The following is a 19,600-nucleotide window of genomic DNA, read 5'->3' on the forward strand; positions in this document are numbered from 1 at the left end:
CCAATCTCCAATCTCCAATCTCCAATCTCCAATCTCCAATCTCCAATCTCCAATCTCCAATCTCCAATCCCCAATCTGCAATCTCCAATCCCCAATCTCCAATCTCCAATCCCCAACCAACACGAGGACTCACCATGCAACGCATGCAAACAACCTTTGGCCCCATCATGGAAGTGCTCGATGAGGGCTTGGGTATCTACCGGCGCAACTTTACGCGCTTTATGCTGCTGGCCGGGCTTGCTGCGTTGCCGGTGGTGCTTGTTGTGATTATCTTCTTTGTTGTGACTGAAGATATGAGTTTTGATGCCGTCTTTTTGCTCTTTTTTGCAGTTACAAGTGTTATGATACCTGTGAGTTTCTACATCATGGGCGCATTGAGCCGCGCCAGCCTTTTGGCCGCAGCAGGCGAGCCGGTGAGTCTGCGACGGGTTTTGGCTATTCCACTGCTGCGCGTCGTAGGCATGGGTTGTTATGGCACCATGTTTCTGATTGTAGCTAGCATGGTAGCGAGCGCGTTTAGCATGATTGGGTTCTGTATCCTCTACTTCTTCGTGATCGTAGGGGTCTTCGCCTTTGCCTCGGTCGCCAACGTGGGCTTTTTGGGTGGCGCGGCGGCAACCCTGGCCTTTGGGCTTGCGCTGCTCGCAATCATTATGAGCTATATTGCCAGCCTGGTGATCAACGGGGCCGTCTATGGTAGCACCATCTACGCCTTGCAGCCCTTTATCCATGAGGAGTTAAACTTTACCGCAGCCTTGCAGCGCAGTTTTGATCTTGTGGGCTACCGCTTTGGCGGCAACCTCTTGGCCTTCCTCAGTGCCAGTTTGGTCTTTGGCGCTACTGCCCTAGCCGCCACGTTGGCCATCGGCGTCTTTGGGCCACTCCCACTGCTCTTTCTGCTCGGCAGCGAATCACAGATTGCCCAAGCGGTCGCCGCTACCGCATGGATCATCGCCATCGCCGCCGCCGCCCCGCTGCTGCCCATCTGGATGACGCTGCTCTACCAGCGTCGTCGTGCCATCCGTGAAGGTGAAGAACTTGAGGCTACCATAGCCGACTAACGTCGGCACTCCGTCGGATGCCAAACGGTAAAGTAGCCTGAAACCATCCCCAAAGGAACGCAATCAAACAGTGGTGCCTTCTCCTTTCCTATTTCCTATTTCCTATTTCCTATTTCCTATTTCCTATTTCCTATTTCCTATTTCCTATTTCCTATTTCCTATTTCCTATTTCCTATTTCCTATTTCCTATTTCCTATTTCCTATTTCCTATTTCCTATTTCCTATTTCCTGTTTCCTAAGTGAGGACATATCCCTATGGATCGTATCACGGTGGTCAAAGTGGGCGGGAACGAACTTGATGATCCCGCCTTTCTCGCTGGGCTGAGTCGTGCGGTGGCAGGTTTTGGTCAACCGTTGGTGCTGGTGCATGGTGGCGGGCGCGAGATTAGTGCTGCGCTTGATGCCGCTGGGTTGCCGGTACAGTTCATTGATGGCCTGCGCGTCACCTCGCCCGCAGCAATGGCCGTAATGCAGCAGGTGGTCTGTGGTACGATCAACAAGCGCGTGGTTACTAGTCTGCTCGCGTTGGGCGTGCCTGCCTTGGGGCTGAGTGGCCTCGATTTGGGCCTCTTGCGCTGCGAACCCCACCGCCCCGCTGGTGCCGACCTAGGCCGCGTTGGCCTCGTCACAACGGTAGAGGCCGCCACGATTCATACGCTGCTCGCCCAAGGCTGGCTGCCCGTCTTTGCCCCCGTGGCCCTTGGGGAGGCCGATGGCTTAAGCTACAATGTCAATGCCGATATGGTGGCCCAAGCAATTGCCGCTGCCCTCAGTGGGGCCGAGTTGCTCTTTATTAGCAATGTGCCTGGCGTGCTGCTCGATGAGCAGGTGGTGCCTGAGCTTGATGTGACCGCAACCAATAGCGCGATTGCGCGTGGCGCAATTCATGGCGGTATGGTGCCCAAAGTGCGCGCCGCCCTCGCCGCCCTTGAGGCTGGTGCCTCCTCCGCCCGGATCACCAATCTGGCTGGTTTTGCTGCGGGTGGCACGAGGTTTAGAAGGGCGGAAGGCGGAAGGCGGAAGGCGGAAGGCAGATGGTGATCACTTTCATCACCAGATATTATGCTAATTACTAACTCCTAACCATGCACTCAACTCCCCATTCGATCACTGGCGACATCTTCCGCGATTTGGCTCAGAGCGAGCGGGCGGAGGTTGAGCGCCATATCGCCTACAATCTCTACCCGCCTGGGCAGGTGTTTCATGCCCCCAACGAGGTGGGTGAGCATCTCTTTGTGCTCCGTGCCGGGCGGGTACGCATCTACAAGCTCTCGTCTGAAGGGCGTGCCCTTACCTTGATGCTGCTTGAGCCGGTGACGATCTTTGGCGAGATGGCTTTGGTTGGGCAATCGCTGCATGATACTTTCGCCGAAACAATGAGTGAGAGTACCATTGGTCTGATTGGCCGCGCTACGCTGCGCTGCATCCTCGAACGCTATCCGCCAGTAGCCTTGGCCTGTATGGAGTTGATGGGCCAGCGTCTGCGCGCTATGGAGCATAAACTGGCCGATATTGCCTTCAAGAGTGTGCCGCAACGCCTCGCTAGCCTGCTCTTGAGTCTGGCCGGGGTGACCACAACGCACGAGTTGCCCCCAAGCCCGCCGCTCCGTGTCGTCCGCTACACCCACCAGCAACTCGCCGACATGGTTGGCTCCTACCGCGAAACCATTACCAAGGCGTTGGGCGAACTGCGCGAAGCCGGGATCATTCGCGTCGAAGATGATGGCCTCACCCTTGTGGATGTGGCCGCATTGCAGCGCATTGCGTTACGCTAAGCCGCCCGGTGGGGGCGACGAAGCCGCCCGGCGGGGGTTTGGGGGCGGCTTCGCCGCCCCCAAAAAAACTCCTTTTGTTCCGTGTTGGCGGCGAAGCCGCCAACACGGAACAAACAACGGGGTTTGGGGCGTAGCCCCAATAGCAGGTTGTAGGGCGGCAGCCCTACACCTCAATGGGCGCAGCCCTAAACATAACGCCCATTGCGCCAAGGGCGAAATGGGCGTACAATCGCAGCAGACCATTCGAGTAGAATTGTGCTATGCAACAACCTCCAAGCCTCAAGACCGTGAGTGTCTTTCGTCGGCATTATGGGCGGCGCTATACTGATCTGCCGGTTGATACGGTTGACCAAAGCACCATCTTCATCAATTGTACTGGCACCTTCATGCGTCCAGAACACTACGACCTGCGCCCTGGTGATATTGTGCGCTGGCGTCAAGAAGAGGGCTATGTGGAGGCCGTGATCAGTAGTGTCACCCGTGAAGCGAAAGCCCTTCGTGTCGCCTTGAGTGGCGCTTATGCGCTACCAGGAGACTTTTTTCCCTATTAAGGAATTTCCTGCATGCAACGCAACTACCACCGTTGGCACAGCCCTTCGCTGGGGCGCGATATGGAACTGTTGGTCTTTGGCCACGCCGGTGCCCCGGTGATTGTCTTTCCTACGTCACACGGACGTTTCCATGAGTTTGAGGAGCGCGGCATGGTGGCCGCTTTGGGCGATCAGATTGAAAAGGGCTGGTTTCAGCTCTATTGTGTTGATAGTGTCTTTGGGGAGAGTTGGTACAACTATACCCGCGATACCGATACGCGCATGTGGCGCGAAGAGCAGTATGAACACTATCTGCTCACTGAGTTGCTGCCCCTGATTCGCCAACTCAATCCCAATCCCTACCTCATTGCGACCGGCTGCTCCTTCGGGGCCAGCGAGGCGGTCATCTTTGCCCTACGCCACCCCGGCGTCGTCAATCGAGTCTTGGGCCTCAGCGGGCTCTACGATATGCGTCGCTTCTTTAGCACCTACACCCAAGGGCTCTATTTCCACAATCCGGTGGATTTTGTGCCCAATCTGAACGATGCGTGGACGCTTGATCGCCTCCGTAGCACCGATATTATCCTCGTTACTGGGCGCGACGACCCCAATGCCTGGTCGAATGAGTTGCTCTCTAGTCAACTCTGGGAGAAGGAAGTCGGCAATGCGCTGCGCCTCTGGGATGGCTGGTGCCACGATTGGCCCTATTGGGCCGAGATGCTGAAGCGTTACATTGGTGGCCATGATTGATCCCAATTACTCTTGAACATGCCGCATGATACAAGAAGGCTAACGCCCATTGGGACGCCATGTTCGGCAATCTACAATCTACAATCTACAATCTACAATTCGGATGCGCCCATGCTCTACCTCTTCTACGGCCCCAATGAACTGATGCGTAGCGAGGCGCTTGCTGAGTTGTGCGCCCAGGTACCGTCCGATGTCGCTGATCTCAACATCACGCGGCTCGAAGGGCGGCGTTTGAAGTTGGAGACGCTCGCGGCTGCCTGTGAGGCGATGCCCTTTTTGGCCGAGCGCCGCTTGGTGATTGTGAGCGATGCGCTCAAGCAGAGTAAGGCCGGCAAAGAGCGTGAAGAGTTGCGTGCCTATCTGGAGCGTGTGCCTGCCTGGTGCGACCTGATCTTTATCGAACGCGAAGATGTGGATCGGCGCAGCATCCTCTTCACCCATCTGAAAAAGGTGGGAACCCTGCGCGAATTTCAGCCCCTTGAGGGCAACGAGTTGCAGCGCTGGTTGAACGAACGCGCCCAGCGGCGTGGGGTCAAACTGGAAGCTTCCGCCGCCCGTCGCCTTATCGAGTTGGTTGGTAACGATACGCGCAGCCTCGCAACCGAACTGGAGAAACTGGCTACCTATGTGGGGCACAAAGGCACGATCAAGCCCGCCAGCGTTGAATTGCTCGTCGAAGACGGCCAAGAGCAGAACCTCTTCAGCTTCATAGACCACCTAGCCGCCCGGCGCTTAGGCCCGGCGCTACAAGGTGCCCATGCGCTGCTCGCAGATGGTCAAGCGCCCACCTATGTCCTCTTCATGCTGGCGCGCCAGGTACGCATCCTCATCGGCGTGCAAGAACTCAGCGGCCAACGCATGCGCCCCGACGCCATGGCCGCCGAATTGGGCCAAAAGCCCTTCGTCATCCGCAAAGCCCAAGAACAAGCCCGTGGCTTTCAAGCGGGCGAACTGGCCCGCATCCATGCCCGCCTGCTCGAACTTGACCTCGCCACCAAGACGGGGCGCATCCAGGCCGAAACCGCCTTGGAGCTCTTTGTGGCTGAAGTCTGTTTGGTATAATATCAATTACCAATGTCAACTCGCGGGAGAGTACGAAGGATAAAATCCGCGAGCTTGAGCAGATCATCAAGGACATAACCGTGCAAGAATTAACCACTCATCTCAGTTCGATTCACGAGCGCTTCACCCGTATCCGGGAGCATCTTTGACCTCGCGGAGAAACAGGCGCGCATCAATGAACTTGAGGAGCGCTCGTCCGACCCTGAACTCTGGAATGATCCCCGTTCGGCCCAAGAACTGATGCAACGCCTGACGCGCTTGCGTGAGGATGTGACGCAGTGGGCAAGCTTGGAGCATCAGTTGACCAGCTTGGATGAGTTGATTACGCTTGCGAGCGAAGCGGACGATCACTCGCTCTCTGAAGAGCTCGCCAGTGAGCTGGCAGCGGTGAGTAGTGAACTCGAACGGCGCGAGTTGGCGCTGCTGCTCAGTGGGCGTTACGATGAAGGCGATGCCTTTATCGCCATCCAGGCAGGTATGGGCGGCACTGATGCCCAAGATTGGGCCGAGATGCTGTTGCGTATGTATACGCGCTGGGCCGAAGCCCGTGGTTTTAGTGTCAACCTAGTGGAGCGCAGCGAAGGCGAAGAGGCGGGCATCAAGAGCGCAACGCTCCAGGTGCGCGGCCCCTATGCCTACGGCTATGCCCGCGCTGAAGCGGGCATCCATCGCCTCATTCGGCTCTCGCCCTTCAACGCTAACCACACCCGCCAAACCTCCTTCGCCCGGATTGAGGTCATCCCCGAAGTGGACGACGCACCCGAAGTGGTCATTCTGCCGGATGATCTCCGCACCGACGTGTTTCGCAGTGGGGGCAAAGGGGGCCAAGGCGTCAACACCACCGACTCGGCGGTACGCCTCACCCACCTACCAACGGGCATTGTGGTCACCTGCCAAAACGAGCGCTCACAGCTCCAGAACCGCGAAATTGCCCTGCGGGTACTACGCGGGCGCTTGCTCGAACGCGAACTGCAGCGCCAAGCCGAAGAACGCTCGCGCATGCGTGGCGCCTACCGCGATGCCGCCTTCGGGAGCCAAATGCGAACTTACTACCTCCACCCCTCAACCCTCGCCAAAGACCACCGTACCAACTATGAGACCAGCAATGTCTATGCCGTGCTTGATGGTCAGATCGACTCCTTCATTGAGGCTTTCTTACGCTGGAGTGTAACCCAAGAGGAGTAAAATAGGTGGTAGGTAGTTTGTGAGGATGCGTGAGGCGAAGCGGCGAGGGCTTCGCGTCCTCGCGTCTTCGCAGCTTCGCAAACGATAAAGCCACCGCAAACCATCCCTAACAAGGATTTTTTGGGAAATGGAGACGTCAATGGAGACAAAGTTTACCCCCTGGCGCATGGACTATATCAAAAGTAGCACAGCCCCCCCCGTCACTGGTTGTGTCTTCTGCCGCATGGTCGAAGCCCCCCCCGATCATGACCGCGAGAACCTTGTGCTACAGCGGGGCGAACACTGCTTCGTGGTACTCAATCTTTACCCCTACAACCCCGCCCACCTCATGGTGATCCCCTACCTCCACAGTGGCGATCTCACCATGCTTGAACCAGAAGCAGCCAATGAACTCTTCGCCCTCACCCGCCAAGCGGTGAGTATCATTAGTGCCGAATACAACCCCCAGGGCTTCAACCTTGGCATGAATCTAGGGCGCAGTGCCGGCGCCGGCATCGCCGACCATCTGCACATGCACATTGTGCCGCGCTGGAGTGGTGATAACAACTTCATGCCCATTATCGGGCAGACCCGCATTATCCCTGAAGACCTCGATACCACCTATGGGCGCCTGCGGGCGCGTTTTAGCAAGCGGTAAGGGGCTGTCTGAAAAGGTCGGTCGCTACGCGGTGGAGTGCCGGCTTTAGCCGGCTAAAGCCGGCACTCCACCGCGTGCCACGTAGCATGGTATGGCACTAGCACCCTTTTCAGACAGACTCTAAGGCGGGGCGTAGCCCCAACATGAACACTACACCTGTAGTCCTAGCATAGCAAAGAGGAACCATGAAGCTTACCGAACTCACCGCCGATCTGCTGGACGGCACTCCGCAAAGCTTGGCCGATTATCGTGGTAAGGTGTTGCTCATTGTGAATGTTGCAAGCCATTGTGGCTTTACGCCACAATATGCTGGCTTAGAGCAACTCTATCGGCGCTACCGCGACGAAGGGTTTGAGATTTTGGGCTTTCCCTGTAATCAGTTTGGCTTTCAAGAGCCAGGCGATGCCGAGCAGATCCAGCAGTTCTGTTCGCTCAACTATGAGGTAAGTTTTCCGATCTTTGCGAAAATCGAAGTCAATGGCCCCAATACCCACCCGATCTATGCCCAACTCAAGGCTGAACAGCCTGGGCTCTTGGGCAGCCAAGCGATTAAGTGGAATTTTACCAAGTTCCTCGTGGATCGTAACGGGGTCACGCGCCGCCGCTTTGCCCCAACCGATACGCCTGAAATGATCGAGCGGGATGTTGTTGCGCTCTTGCAGAGTTGAGTTGCTAAGGGGCTGTCTGAAAAGCTCGTGGGTATGCGTTGGAGTGCCGGCTTTAGCCGGCTGAAGCCGGCACTCCAACGCATACCCACGAGCTTTGTATCCCAGCAGCCTGTCATGCTGAGCGAAGCGAAGCATCTCTATTTTACAGTCGTAGTGCTGACTTTAGTCGGCATCCGGGGGGTGTCGGCGACCTCAGCCGACTAAAGTCGGCACTACGATGCCTGTCGGCTTCCCATCGCTTCCAAAGACCTCAGCCGACTAAAGTCGGCACTACAATGCCGCAAATCTATTTTCGCAATAGCGCAAAAACCACGCTGTTGACCGTAGGGGCACGGCACGCCGTGCCCCTACGGTCAACAGGGTTACTTCTGCGCTATTGCCTATTTTCTATTTTCTCGTTTCTGTATCCTTACATAGGCTCCATGAAGACCAAAATTTCCCTCTGCCTCCTGCTCTTCTGCCTCCTGCTGGCTGCTTGTAGCACTCCCGACCCCGATGCCGTTGGCCCCTATGATCTGCGTGAACCGTTCCTCAGTGCATGGCGGCGTGCCGGGGCTGAGGCTCTTGGCCCCCCCAAAACGCCGCCCCTCTGGGTTGATGACTACCAGGTGCAGTTCTTCGCTGAACATATGATCAGTGCGGTGGATGGCCGTCGCGCTGTTGTAGAGCCACTTGCCGAGGCTTGGGCCAGTTCCTACCCCGCTGAATTGCTCAGCCTGCCCGCGTCGCCCCAACGCGCCTCCCTCGCCCTCGCTGATGGTCACGATGCCCTTGCCGCCCCGCTGCAACCCCTGAGTATCACGCTGCGTGTGCCGGGCTATAGCGGCCCCGCGACCCTGCACCTCTATGATGCCCGGCTGCAACCCACCAGTAGCACCGATCTCACCATCAGCGAAGGCCGCGCCACCAGCAGCATCCGGCCCCGTGGCTGGCTCGGCCCCCAATGGGCTATCCTGCTGATTGATGGCCAGGTAGCCGGTGCCCGCCAAGCCCTTTTTCAGCTCGAGGCCCAAACCGAACTCCAGAGCGGCGATGCGGAACTCGATGCGCTCTACCCGCGTCTGCGCGCCTTTATGGATGGGGCCGCAGTCAGCTACGAGTTGCGCGGCCAGACCCTGCGTGGCTACCGCTCCCCCGATAACCCCCTGATCTGGCTGCGCGATCACGTCTACCAAGGGCGTGGCTTCCGCTACTTTGAACCCGATGTCACCAGTGCCCTTGATGCCTTCCGCGCTGCCCAACTGCCCGACGGCAGCCTGCCCGATGTCCTCGATTATCCCGAACGCTTCGTAACCGCCTTCCGCAAAGAGGTTGAATCGGACCTCGAATTCCTCTATGTCCAAGGCGTCTATGAGGCTTGGCAGATGACTGGCGATGATGAGTGGCTACGCAGCCACCTCGAACCAATGCGCCGTGCCCTCACCTATATCACCAGCGATCCGCTGCGTTGGGACGCCGAGCGCGGCCTGGTGCGTCGCCCCTATACCATTGATATGTGGGATTTCGCCTATGGCCCGACCACCCTCAGCCCTGAGGGCGATCCCGCGCCGCGCCACTGGATCGATGAGGATACCATCTGGGGCACGTTTCACGGCGACAACACCGGCACCGCTCACGCCCTTGAGTTGCTGGCCCGCGCCGAGCTGCGCGTTGGCGACCCCGAACGGGCTGCGGCTTGGCGCGAACAGGGCCAGGCCATCATGGAACGCCTCAACCGCCTGAGTTGGAACGGTCACTTCTTTACCCATTTCATCCCCGAAGACTCCGACTTTCGCCCGGCTGGCGTAGACCCCCTCGCTCAACTGAGCCTCTCCAATGCCTACGCCCTGAGCCGCTTTGGCGTTGATCGCAACCAAGGTCAACGCATCGTCGCCGAATACTTTGCCCGCCGCGATTTCGCACGCGCCTTTGCCGAATGGTACAGCATCGATCCCCCCTTCCCCGCCGGGAGCTTTGGCATGGCCGGGGGCAAAGGCGAAAACCCCGGCGAATATACCAATGGCGGCATTATGCCCCTCGTAGGTGGCGAGTTGGCTCGCGGCGCCTTCCGCCACGGCGCTGCCGCCTATGGACTCGACATCCTACGCCGCTACGCCGACCTCACGCGGCTCACCGGCAGCACCTATCTCTGGTACCACCCCGACGGACGCCCCGGGATTCAGGGGCCCGACACCATTGGCACCGATGGCTGGGGCGCAGGCGCGATGATTGGTGCGCTCTTTGAGGGTGCCGCTGGCTTTGAAGATAACGCCAGCCGCTACAGCGACCTGCTGCTCTCGCCTCGCTGGGCTGCCGACCCCACCTTCCACGATGTACGCGCCGTCGCCCGCTACGCCGCCTCCGAGGGCTACGCGGCCTACCACTGGCAGCGCGAAGCCTCCGCCATAACCCTTGATCTCACCAGCAGCGCGGCGAGCGCCTACATCCGCATCTTGCTGCCCCCCGAGGTAGCCAGCCAGCCCCTGCATGTCACACTCAACGGCGAAAGCATCGCAGCACGCATCGAAAGCACCAACACCACCCCCTACCTTGCCATTCCTCTCGCCGGAGGGGAGGCAAACGTGCGCATAGAGTGGTAGAATTACAGAGGCGCTGCGCGTTTATTGCTTTGGGTAGGCTTCGCCACTCAAAAAGCTCGTTGTCACCGGCAACCTCTGGATGCCGACTAACGTCGGCACTCCTACGCTAATTCAGGATTCTTCACCGTTTGGCCTCCGACGGAGTGCCGACGTTAGTCGGCTGAGGTCGCCGACAACCTCTGGATGCCGACTAACGTCGGCACTCCAACTGTAAAGCTGAAAGGCCATTTCTGAAACCATCCCTAAACATCAAAGGATTCTGCCATGGAGCCAAACAACACCATCATCACCAGCCTGATTGCTGATCTCTGTGGCGACGATGATACCCGGCGCTCCCAGGCATCCTTTACCCTGGGGGTCTTGGGTGAACCAGCCGTCGCACCACTGATTGATCTCTTAGCCGTCTCCGATTCTGAGACGCGGAAACGGGCCGCATGGGTGCTTGGGGTGATTGGTGCCCCCGCACTTCCCGCCCTGCTGAAACTTGCCGAAGGCAACGATCAACAGCTCCGCATCGAGGCCATCCGTGTCCTCGGGATTGTCGGCGAGGCCCGCGCCCTCAACCAACTGCTCATTGGCCTCACCGATCCCGATGCCCGCGTCGCCGCCCGTGCCGCCCGCGCCATCGGCAAGATTGCCGACCCCCGCGCCTACCATCCGCTCATCACCGCCCTGCGCCACCCCTCGCCCGACGTCTGCTACGAGGTTTGCCGCGCCCTGCTCGATCTCCGTGTACGCGACGCTATTCCGGCCCTACGTGAATTTGCCGCCAGCGGCCCAAACCGCATCACCACCTGGGGTGCTTCCGTCGCCCTCGTTGCCAATCATGCCGCCGATGAACTCACCCAGAGTCCCGCGTCCAACACTCATGCAGACTATATCGCCCAAGCATTGGCCCTTTTGCAACAACAACGATGCATTACAGAGGACACAGAGAGATTCACCACAGAGGCACCGAGGACACAGAGATGATCGTATCATGATGGAGCTATCACCGTGGTGAAACTCCCCATCTCCATACAACCAACCCTCTGTGCCCTCGGTGCCTCTGTGGTTCAATCCTCACAACCAACCCTCTGTGCCCTCGGTGCCTCTGTAGTTCAATCCTCCGTTACTCTTCAAAACCTCTCTCCCTAAGCTCTTATGACCCAAGGCCAACTTCCCTGCGAGGATGGCAACGATCTTCGCGCCGAAGCTCTCCTGCGGATTACCGATGCCATTGAGACCGCTGCGACCCTCGATGAGTTGCTGATGCTCGGCCTCAATGAGTTTTCCCGTCTATTGGATCTCACCAATAGCGGCGTTATTCTGCTTGCTGATAATGGCGATTCGGCCCGTTTGGTAAGCACTTCACCGCCGCGCAATGATCTTCCCCCCGCCTTTCGGGTGGCCGATACGATCATTATTCGCCGCGTGCTTACTGAGCGCGAGACGATCTATATTGCTGATGTACGCACTGAGTTGGCTGGCCCCAATGTGGGCTATGCGATCCGCAATCTTTTGCCCCTACTCAGTAGCGAGCAGATCTGTTCGCTGCTGCTGCTACCGCTCGTCGCCCAGGATCGCTGTATTGGCATGCTGGTCTTTGCGAGTGTCCAGCAGCCACGCAGCTTTAACCCCGCCGAAGTGGCCCAAGCCCGCCTCCTCGCCGGGCAACTCGCCGCCGCGATCACCTCCTTTCGCATCACCGCCGAGGCCCATCGCCGTGCCGCCGAGTTGGCTACCCTCAACCAGATTGCCACCGCAGTCACCTCCAGCCTCAATACCCACGAGGTCTACCATATCGTCATGGAGAAGATCAATGCCTTCTTCCAGGTTGATGGTGGCTCACTGCTCATGCTCGATCAGGAACGCAACGAACTGGTCTTTGTCATGACCCTTGAGGCCGGTGAAGAGAAGCTCTTCGGCGTCCGCATCCCCCGTGGCCAGGGGGTGGTCTGGAGTGTGGCCGAGAACCAATGCTACGAGATTGTCAATGATGCCATCAACGATCCCCGCGTCCTCCAGGAAGTGAGCGCCTCCGTTGGTTATGTCACTCGCAACTTGCTCTGCGTACCAATTGTGGTCAAAGGCCATACCATTGGCGTGATTGAGCTGATCAACAAACACGCTGGTGACTTTACTGAAGAAGAGGCCGTACTCTTGACCCGCATGGCCCCCACGATTGGGGTCGCAATTGAAAATGCGCGCCTCTTTCAGACCGTCACCACCGTGCGTGACCGTTTGAAGGCGATTCTCGATTCGACCAATGATGCAATCCTGATGGCCGATATGGATAATGTGGTGGTGACCACCAACCCAGCGGCGGCGCGCCTCTTTCTCGTGCCGCGTGAGGCGCTGATTGGCATTCCGCTCGCCGAGTTGCTCAATGCTCTACGTGCCCGCGCAGCCAGTGCCGGTATACCCTCGTGGCTCGCAAACAACAATACCCAGCAGGTGCTTGAACTCGAATTGGCTATGCCCCAGCGCCGTTTCATCCGCCACTACATGCTCACCGTGCGCGATGCCCACGCCACCGAGATTGGTTGCCTCGCCATCTTCCAGGACATCTCCCAAGAGCGCGAACTGCACCAACTGCGTGAAGACTACGCCGGGATGCTTGTCCACGACCTGCGGGCTCCCCTGACTGCCATTATGAATGGGATCATGATGGTCAAACGCGGCCTTGGCGGGCCCATCTCGGAACAGCAGCAGGAATTGTTGAGCATCGCGCACCAAGGCAGCCAATCGATGCTCGAAATGGTCAACACGCTGCTCGACATCGCCAAGCTGGAACAGGGCCACATGAACCTCGAACGCGAACCGCTTTCGCCCTACGACCTCATTGACCAGACGCTCGAACGGCTACGCGGCTCGGCCCAAGCGCAACGTGTCCCCCTCAACCAAGAACTCTCTGTTGGCCTCCCCTTGTTCGAGGCCGACCGCAACAAAATGGTGCGGGTTCTGCAGAACCTCCTCGACAACGCGATCAAGTTTTCACCAAGCGACAAGGTTGTCACCTTGGGGGCAAATTTCGTCCAGATCAACCAAGAATCTCAGCCCGAGCAGACGACCAGCCCCAGCCACATCGAACTCCAACGGCTTACTCCCGGCAACTGGCTGATCTTCTGGGTCAACGACCAAGGGCCCGGCATTGCCCCTCAATACCACGAGCGCATCTTCGACAAATTCGGCCAAGTGAGCGGCGGGCGCAAAGTGCGCGGCACCGGCCTTGGCCTCACCTTCTGCAAACTCGCTATCGAAGCCCACGGCGGACGTATCTGGGTGCAAAGTGCCGAAGGCGCAGGCAGTACCTTTGTGGTGGCGTTACGCTTGGAATAGGCGGAAAAAGGCATGGTTTCATGTCACTTTACCCGTGGTACTATTCAGCCAAAGTCTATGAACTGGCGTTGGAGTGCCGGCTTTAGCCGGCTAAAGCCGGCACTCCAGCGTGTATCCCCCAGCTTTTCAGACAGCTTCTGACCCCCTCCAGATCAACGCACCACCAACGGAAGTAGCACCTGGTAGCCGGGTTCCTCAGCTTGGGCACGGATCGATTTGCGTACAATCGGTTGCTGCGGATCGTTGCTGCGCACTTCGAGGGTGGCGCTAAAGGGCCAGGCTTGCCCCCTGGGGTTGTGCCACATGAGTTGGGCCGCGATTGCGCCTTGCTCGTTGGGTTCGAGGTTGCCAATGGGGGTATTGATGCTGATCCAGTTGCTGGGGCCGGGCTGCGGGCGTAGCTCGATGCTCAATCCGTTCTGCAAGGGTCGGTCGTTGCGGCAACTGACATTCTGCGAGTTAAAGCGGCTGCGCTGGACACCAACACTGGCCCACGCCTCTGGCCCTAGTCCGCTCACGTTCTCGTAGTGGAGACTGATGCGTCCGTCGGGTTGCAGGAGTGCTTGGAAACTGAGCCGCACATCAGGGTTGTCGGCTAACGGAACGTTCTGCCAGCTTACCAGGAAGCCTACGTTAAGCTGGGCGTAGCTGATGCGCGCAGCAGGGTGGCTTGGATCGAGCCTGGCGCGGAGCACCGCAATACTTGGGCCGCTAGTCTCGCTGAGGGGTAGGCACTGCTCGCTGAAGTTGAGTTCGCCACTCGGGAGCTGGCCGAAGAGCAGGAGGCCATGAGCGCCAATACGTAGCTCTTCATAGTTGTTTTCAAAGAAGGGAAAGCTGAAGCCCAGTGGGATCGCTGCGCTGGTGCCACCATTGGTAAGCCTGACACCATTTACGATGGTAGATTGCAGATTGCAGATTGCCGAACATGGCGTTCCAATGGGCTTTCGCGTTCTTGATAATGCGGCATGCTCAAGGGTGATTGGTATGAGACGCTCGGCGCTGGCGGGAGGTTCGCGCCATGTGCTGCTTGGGCCGTCAGCTTCGTCGCTGCGCCAGACACCGTAGCGTTCGTTGGGGATTGTTGCACTGTAGTTGAGTGCGCTTGAACCCTCGTTGCTGATGGGAAAGCTTGCGCTGATGACCTGGGTTACGGTCAGCGTAAAGCTTTGGGGAGTAGGATCAAAACCAATAGAAGGCTGCTGCTCCTCAAGCGCAAAGTTGCGCGTAACCTGCTGCGTGGCGCTGAGCGTAAGGCTGCTCGTGACAGTCGTATGGCCCTGGGCGCTGGCACTGAGTTGGTAGGGGCTGGTCGCTGGCGCAAGGGTGAGACTGTAGCTGCCAGTGGCATCGGTTGCCACCGTAGGGCCAGTGGCCACACTGACGCTGGCATTGAGCGGTGTGCCGTCGCTGCTGCGCGTGACCTGGCCTTGCACAGTGGCATGACTTGGATCGGCGGGAACCTCCATGGTGACCGGAATGGCCAACGGGCTTTGGTTCAGGTCGTCGCCGTAGACGAGGATCCGCCCTTGGTAGCGTCCAGGGCCAGGAACACGGCTGGCATCTAGGGTAACGCTGATACTGCTGCGTTCGCCCGCTGCGAGCCGAGTTGGGCTGGGTTGATCCAGGTGGAGCCAGGGCACATCAACACTAACCATGCCCACTGCGGCGTGCAGATTGAGCAAGCCGTAGCCAATGATATTGTTGGGCAGTTGATCAGCGGGGCAGTTGGCAAACGTGTCACTGCCAAAGCGACTGTCGACGTCAATCGGCTCGGCACTGCGCGTGAGCGCGGCGTAGGTGGCAGCATAATCGCCCAGCAGGGCTGGATTGGCCGCCCAGAGCAGCGCGACACCAGCGGCCACATGGGGCGCTGCCATAGAGGTGCCGTTGAGCGATGCGTAGATGCGACTATCGTCAACACTGGAGATCACACTACTACCAGGGGCAACCAGATCGGGCTTGATGCGCCCGTCAAGGGTTGGCCCAATGCTACTAAAATGCACCAACGCCTTATTGCTATCGGTTGCGCCTACCGCCGTAACATTGGGAAAATCGCCGGGTGATTGCACCGTACTACATTGGCGCGTATTGCCTGAATTGCCGCCAGCAAAGACCGGATAGATGCCTGCGGCACGCCAAGCATTCACATAGCTTGTAAACCAAGCATTATCCTGGCCTGAGGTCCATGAGTTGTTAATAATGTGGGGGCGCAGATCGGGGCGCGGGTTGCGCCCATTGGTATCGGTAGGCGCAAGGAGCCACTGGGCCGCTTGGATAATATCTGCTTCGTTGCAATCACGGGCCGAACATGCGCGGGCCGCGATCCAGTTGGCCCCTGGCGCAACCCCAATGGCCGGATTGCTGGCACTGGTACCACGGCCCACCATAATGCCCGTCACATGGGTCCCGTGGATACCCGCATCGCTGGGGCTAGGTGCAGATCCATAGGGGTCGTACCAGTTGTAACGATGCTCGATCCGTCCCCCTTGGTTGCCCCGATAGGCAGCGAGCAGGGCTGGATGTTCAAGCATAACACCACTATCAATGCTTGCCACGGTGATGCCTGTGCCGCGCACGCCAAAATCGTTCCAGACGCGGTTAGCCCCAACCTGGCGTATATTCCAGCAGACATGCTGATCATCGGCAGCGCAGAGGCTAAGTTGCTGAAGCTCGGCCCTCGGCACAGACGGGCTTGGCGCATCCAAGTGGGCCACTTCAAAGGCACGAATCTGCGCCACCCGCAGATCGGCGGCGAGGGCTGCAACCGTACTAGCATCGCCGTGAACCGCGAGGGCGTTCATGATCCAAAAAGGTGTATAGCTGATCCCACGCGCATCAAGCAATGCCCGTAGTGGTGCCTGCGTGCGTGCCGCATGCGCGTGGAGGGTACGGTACACATAATCGCCACGCGCATACCAATCGTTCAGCAGATAGGCAGCACTGAGGTCGGCCTGATCCTCAAGCAGCACCAGAAACTCACTGCGCCCCAAGGGATCCTCGGCCTGAGCCTGAGCGATCTGAGGGTCAACGCGGGGCTTGTTGTGCTGTGGCAGCGCGGGCGGCAGGGAAGGGGCCGCGAGCGTTGGACTGTCTTCATGCCCTAATGCACGCAGCAGGCGCAGATTGACGGGGCTAGTGCCACTATTTTGCAACGACAAGGTAAGCCCTTGGTTTGCACCAAGCGCAACCGTCTGGCGTAAAGAAGTTGGCTCGCTGATCAGGGACGGGGCATCGTGCTGCGCCGCATAGGGGGCGCGCAAGGGGAAGGTATAAAGCAGGAAGAGGAAGACGAGCAACAGCGTAACAAATGAACGGACAGTGGTCATGCGCTAGAGATATTTCTCACTACGAAGCACCTCTGCATCGAGGCTATAGACAATCACCGCATAATCGGCAAAATAGTTTTCGGCAACATAGGCCATAATCTGATCAGCAAGTTCATGGCCTACTAAGGTCTCAATCCGTACACTCTGGCCATCAAAATCCACAGTCGGCAAGCCACGGGTACCCTCACCGCGCACCTCGCCAGTAACCGTATAGCCACGCACACCAAGCTGCTTCAACTCGCGCACCATGCGATCTTCCAGAATCGCCTCGGTAATGATGGTTACTAATTTTAGTCTTGTTTTCTGCATGATCTACTCCTTCGGCGGGGGTTTGGGGGAGGCTGCGCCTCCCCCAAAAAAACTCTTATTGTTCCGTGTTGGCGGCGAAGCCGCCAACACGGAACAACAAACGGGGTTTGGGGCGGAGCCCCAACAACGGGTCGTAGGGCGGCAGCCCTCGGGGTTTGGGGCGGAGCCCCAGCCGCATTATCAAGAACGCTAAAACCCATCAGGACGCCATGTTCGACAATCTGCAATCTGCAATCTGCAATCTGCAATCTGCAATCTGCAATCTGCAATCTGCAATCGTAAATGGTATTAGCCCTAATAAAAGAACCCAGCGAGGCCGTAGTAGAGCGGAATCCCAATTGCCAGATTGAAGGGAAAGGTGATCGCGAGTGCAGCGGTGAGGTAGTAGCTCGGATTGGCTTGGGGCAGCGCGATACGTACTGCGGCGGGCGCCGCGATGTAGGAGGCACTGGCTGCCAGGGTGCCAAGCACCACCGCGCCGCCTTGCGAGAGCCCGGCGAGGCTGCCGAGCCAGATGCCGAAGGTGCCATTGACAATGGGCATAAGAATGCCAAAGGCAATCAGGAAGAAACCGACACGCCGCAGATCGCGGAAGCGGCGCGCCGCTACCATGCCCATTTCAAGCAGGAAGAGGGTCAAGATACCTTTGAAGGGGTCTACAAAGACCGGAGCAACCTGTTCCAATCCGGCTTTGCCGGCGATCAGGCCGATGAACATGCCACCCAGCAGCAGCAAGATACTCTTACCGGCCAGCAGTTCGCGCAGCACCTCGCCCCAGTTGCCCCCTTGCCCCAAGGCCACACGGGCGATGATCAGCGCCACAATGATTGCAGGTACTTCGAGAATCGCCACAAGGGTGGCCATAAAGCCCTCGTAGGGAATCTCCAACGCCTGCAAGAAGGTCTGCACCGCCGCAAAAGTGACCGCCGAGACCGAGCCGTAGTGCGCGGCAAGCGCGGCGGCGTCGGCCACCTCAAGGCCGCCCAGACGACGCAGCACCACATAGGCGACAATCGGCGTAGTAACGCCCAAAATGAGCGTCATCAAGGCAGGTGCCCAAAACTCAGTCAGGGCTGTCTCAGAGAGTTCAGCACCACCTTTGAGCCCAATTGCGAGCAACAAGTAGATCGAAAGCGCGGTGTAGATTTCATCGGGAAACTTGAGGTCACTGCGTACCAACGTTGCCACAACGCCCAACACGAAGGCCAAGACCATTGGCGAGAAGAGATTGAGCCGAACGAGTTCGATGATCTCCACGGGGGTGCCCTTAGGTAGGATAGAGGATACAGGATACAGGATACAGGATACAGGATACAGGATACAGGATACAGGATACAGGATACAGGATACAGGATACAGGATACGTGAAATTAGTGACACTGTATCATACTCTGAGCGATGCATTGGTGCAAGGGGAAGGGCGTTTGTAGGCATAGTCGAAGCCACCGCGCTACCGCCTGCCAACAACTCTTTGCTATGCCATAATCTTCTGCCACGCTTCGGCAGGAACCATCCGTGAGAGGTGTGCTACATTCGTGGTGGCAACGACCACCGAATGTCCAATCCCGATGAGTAACGCGGCTTGGGCAGCAAGAATCACATCGCCATCAAGGGCTGCATTGTCTGCCGTTGGTTTACCCTGCTGGCGCAATTGGGCCCAGAACTCCGCTGCCTGAAGCATTGTCGCTGTCGTAATCTCGACATAGCCGAATTCAGACTTTAGGCTATTCAGTCGTTCAATTCCTCGTCTCTTTCGCGCACGCAGTAACTCACGACGTACCTCATAATCGGCGATCTCCGCTACACTCACCATAGCGCCAGTGGCTTGTATCTCTTTAACCCATTGTCGGCACTGCAGGCTCTCTTCTGTTTTGTTTGGATGGGATAATAATCCAAGCGGACCGGCATCAAGCAAGATGATTCGACTCACTGTGGTTGCTCCAACTCAGGAAAGAGCTTGCGCGATGAATGGCGATTGGCATCAATTGCGCGTAGAACATCGTCCCATGTTCCATCTCCATCATCATCCTCGTCATCCGCACGAGCGGTATCCTCCTCGTTCCAAGCCTCCAGTAAGCGGATCGCATCTTCGGGCGTCCCTTTCGGCGGTACAATCATATCGGCATCGGTCATATTCTTCAGCAGATCTGCCACTTCAGGTGCCAAATGTATTGAAATTGAAGTTGATACTACCGGCTCGGTCGTTGATCTCGTCAAATGGGCAACCAACCACTCTTCAACCACCTTCCGTTCCGCTTTGCCCTGACGCTGGGCCTCGGACTGCAACCGTGCGTAGAGATCAGAGGGTAATTCAATCTGAAGACTTGTCATTGGATGCTCCTTCTTATTTGTCTCAACAGCTAACTAGAGTATAGCGAATCTATTCGTGTTTGC

The 19,600-nt window shown here is 57.9% G+C and carries 17 protein-coding genes; 12 read left to right on the forward strand and 5 right to left on the reverse strand.

The genetic code is table 11. The features are described 5' to 3' along the window. The 12 genes from CJ255_RS23640 to CJ255_RS16050 form a co-directional block, all read left to right on the forward strand. The coding region (locus CJ255_RS23640; protein WP_217352465.1) for a hypothetical protein at positions 1-1,061 on the forward strand (1,061 nt) is incomplete at its 5' end. Positions 1,062-1,316: 255 nt separating this feature from the next. Next, complete coding sequence (gene argB, locus CJ255_RS16000) at positions 1,317-2,102, forward strand: acetylglutamate kinase (protein WP_097645101.1); 786 nt, start codon at positions 1,317-1,319, stop codon at positions 2,100-2,102. Between the two features lie 44 nt (positions 2,103-2,146). Continuing rightward, the gene (locus tag CJ255_RS16005) at positions 2,147-2,836 is read left to right on the forward strand and encodes a Crp/Fnr family transcriptional regulator (RefSeq protein WP_097645102.1); all 690 of its coding nucleotides are present in this window, start codon (positions 2,147-2,149) and stop codon (positions 2,834-2,836) included. Positions 2,837-3,096: 260 nt separating this feature from the next. Beyond that, positions 3,097-3,387, forward strand: a complete 291-nt coding sequence (locus CJ255_RS16010) for a hypothetical protein (RefSeq protein ID WP_097645103.1) — start codon at positions 3,097-3,099, stop codon at positions 3,385-3,387. A gap of 12 nt (positions 3,388-3,399) precedes the next feature. Then, positions 3,400-4,116: an esterase family protein gene (locus CJ255_RS16015; RefSeq protein WP_097645104.1), complete on the forward strand. Its 717-nt coding sequence runs from the start codon at positions 3,400-3,402 to the stop codon at positions 4,114-4,116. An 18-nt stretch (positions 4,117-4,134) separates the two neighbouring features. After that, the gene (gene holA / locus CJ255_RS16020; RefSeq protein WP_245863490.1) at positions 4,135-5,178 is read left to right on the forward strand and encodes a DNA polymerase III subunit delta; all 1,044 of its coding nucleotides are present in this window, start codon (positions 4,135-4,137) and stop codon (positions 5,176-5,178) included. Between the two features lie 74 nt (positions 5,179-5,252). Next, a protein-coding gene (gene prfB / locus CJ255_RS16025; RefSeq protein ID WP_124681973.1) for a peptide chain release factor 2 occupies positions 5,253-6,363 on the forward strand; the annotation gives its coding sequence in 2 pieces (ribosomal slippage) (positions 5,253-5,312 and positions 5,314-6,363; 1,110 coding nt in all). A 139-nt stretch (positions 6,364-6,502) separates the two neighbouring features. Continuing rightward, positions 6,503-7,000, forward strand: coding sequence for an HIT family protein (locus CJ255_RS16030; RefSeq protein ID WP_097645107.1), 498 nt, complete (start codon positions 6,503-6,505; stop codon positions 6,998-7,000). Positions 7,001-7,185: 185 nt separating this feature from the next. Then, on the forward strand, positions 7,186-7,668 hold the full coding sequence (locus CJ255_RS16035) for a glutathione peroxidase (protein ID WP_097645108.1): 483 nt from the start codon (positions 7,186-7,188) through the stop codon (positions 7,666-7,668). A 422-nt stretch (positions 7,669-8,090) separates the two neighbouring features. Beyond that, positions 8,091-10,247 (forward strand): glucosidase family protein, encoded by a 2,157-nt coding sequence (locus CJ255_RS16040; protein WP_245863492.1) that lies wholly within the window; start codon positions 8,091-8,093, stop codon positions 10,245-10,247. 264 nt (positions 10,248-10,511) lie between these two features. Further along, complete coding sequence (locus tag CJ255_RS16045; RefSeq protein ID WP_097645109.1) at positions 10,512-11,219, forward strand: HEAT repeat domain-containing protein; 708 nt, start codon at positions 10,512-10,514, stop codon at positions 11,217-11,219. A 171-nt stretch (positions 11,220-11,390) separates the two neighbouring features. Then, the gene (locus CJ255_RS16050; RefSeq protein ID WP_097645110.1) at positions 11,391-13,568 is read left to right on the forward strand and encodes a GAF domain-containing protein; all 2,178 of its coding nucleotides are present in this window, start codon (positions 11,391-11,393) and stop codon (positions 13,566-13,568) included. A 152-nt stretch (positions 13,569-13,720) separates the two neighbouring features. Here CJ255_RS16050 and CJ255_RS16055 read toward each other — a convergent pair whose 3' ends face one another. The 5 genes from CJ255_RS16055 to CJ255_RS16080 form a co-directional block, all read right to left on the reverse strand. Further along, entirely contained in the window at positions 13,721-16,897 is a 3,177-nt protein-coding gene (locus CJ255_RS16055) for a S8 family serine peptidase (RefSeq protein ID WP_097645111.1), read from the reverse strand. Between the two features lie 3 nt (positions 16,898-16,900). Then, positions 16,901-17,206: a P-II family nitrogen regulator gene (locus CJ255_RS16060; protein ID WP_097645112.1), complete on the reverse strand. Its 306-nt coding sequence runs from the start codon at positions 17,204-17,206 to the stop codon at positions 16,901-16,903. A 294-nt stretch (positions 17,207-17,500) separates the two neighbouring features. After that, positions 17,501-18,463, reverse strand: coding sequence for a sodium-dependent bicarbonate transport family permease (locus CJ255_RS16070; protein WP_097645114.1), 963 nt, complete (start codon positions 18,461-18,463; stop codon positions 17,501-17,503). A 217-nt stretch (positions 18,464-18,680) separates the two neighbouring features. Then, a complete protein-coding gene (locus tag CJ255_RS16075; RefSeq protein WP_217352466.1) occupies positions 18,681-19,019 on the reverse strand; it encodes a PIN domain-containing protein in 339 nt (112 codons plus the stop codon). A 113-nt stretch (positions 19,020-19,132) separates the two neighbouring features. Then, on the reverse strand, positions 19,133-19,537 hold the full coding sequence (locus CJ255_RS16080; protein WP_097645116.1) for a hypothetical protein: 405 nt from the start codon (positions 19,535-19,537) through the stop codon (positions 19,133-19,135). Positions 19,538-19,600: the final 63 nt, after the last annotated feature.

Source organism: Candidatus Viridilinea mediisalina, from assembly GCF_002532535.1.
GTDB lineage: Bacteria > Chloroflexota > Chloroflexia > Chloroflexales > Chloroflexaceae > Viridilinea > Viridilinea mediisalina.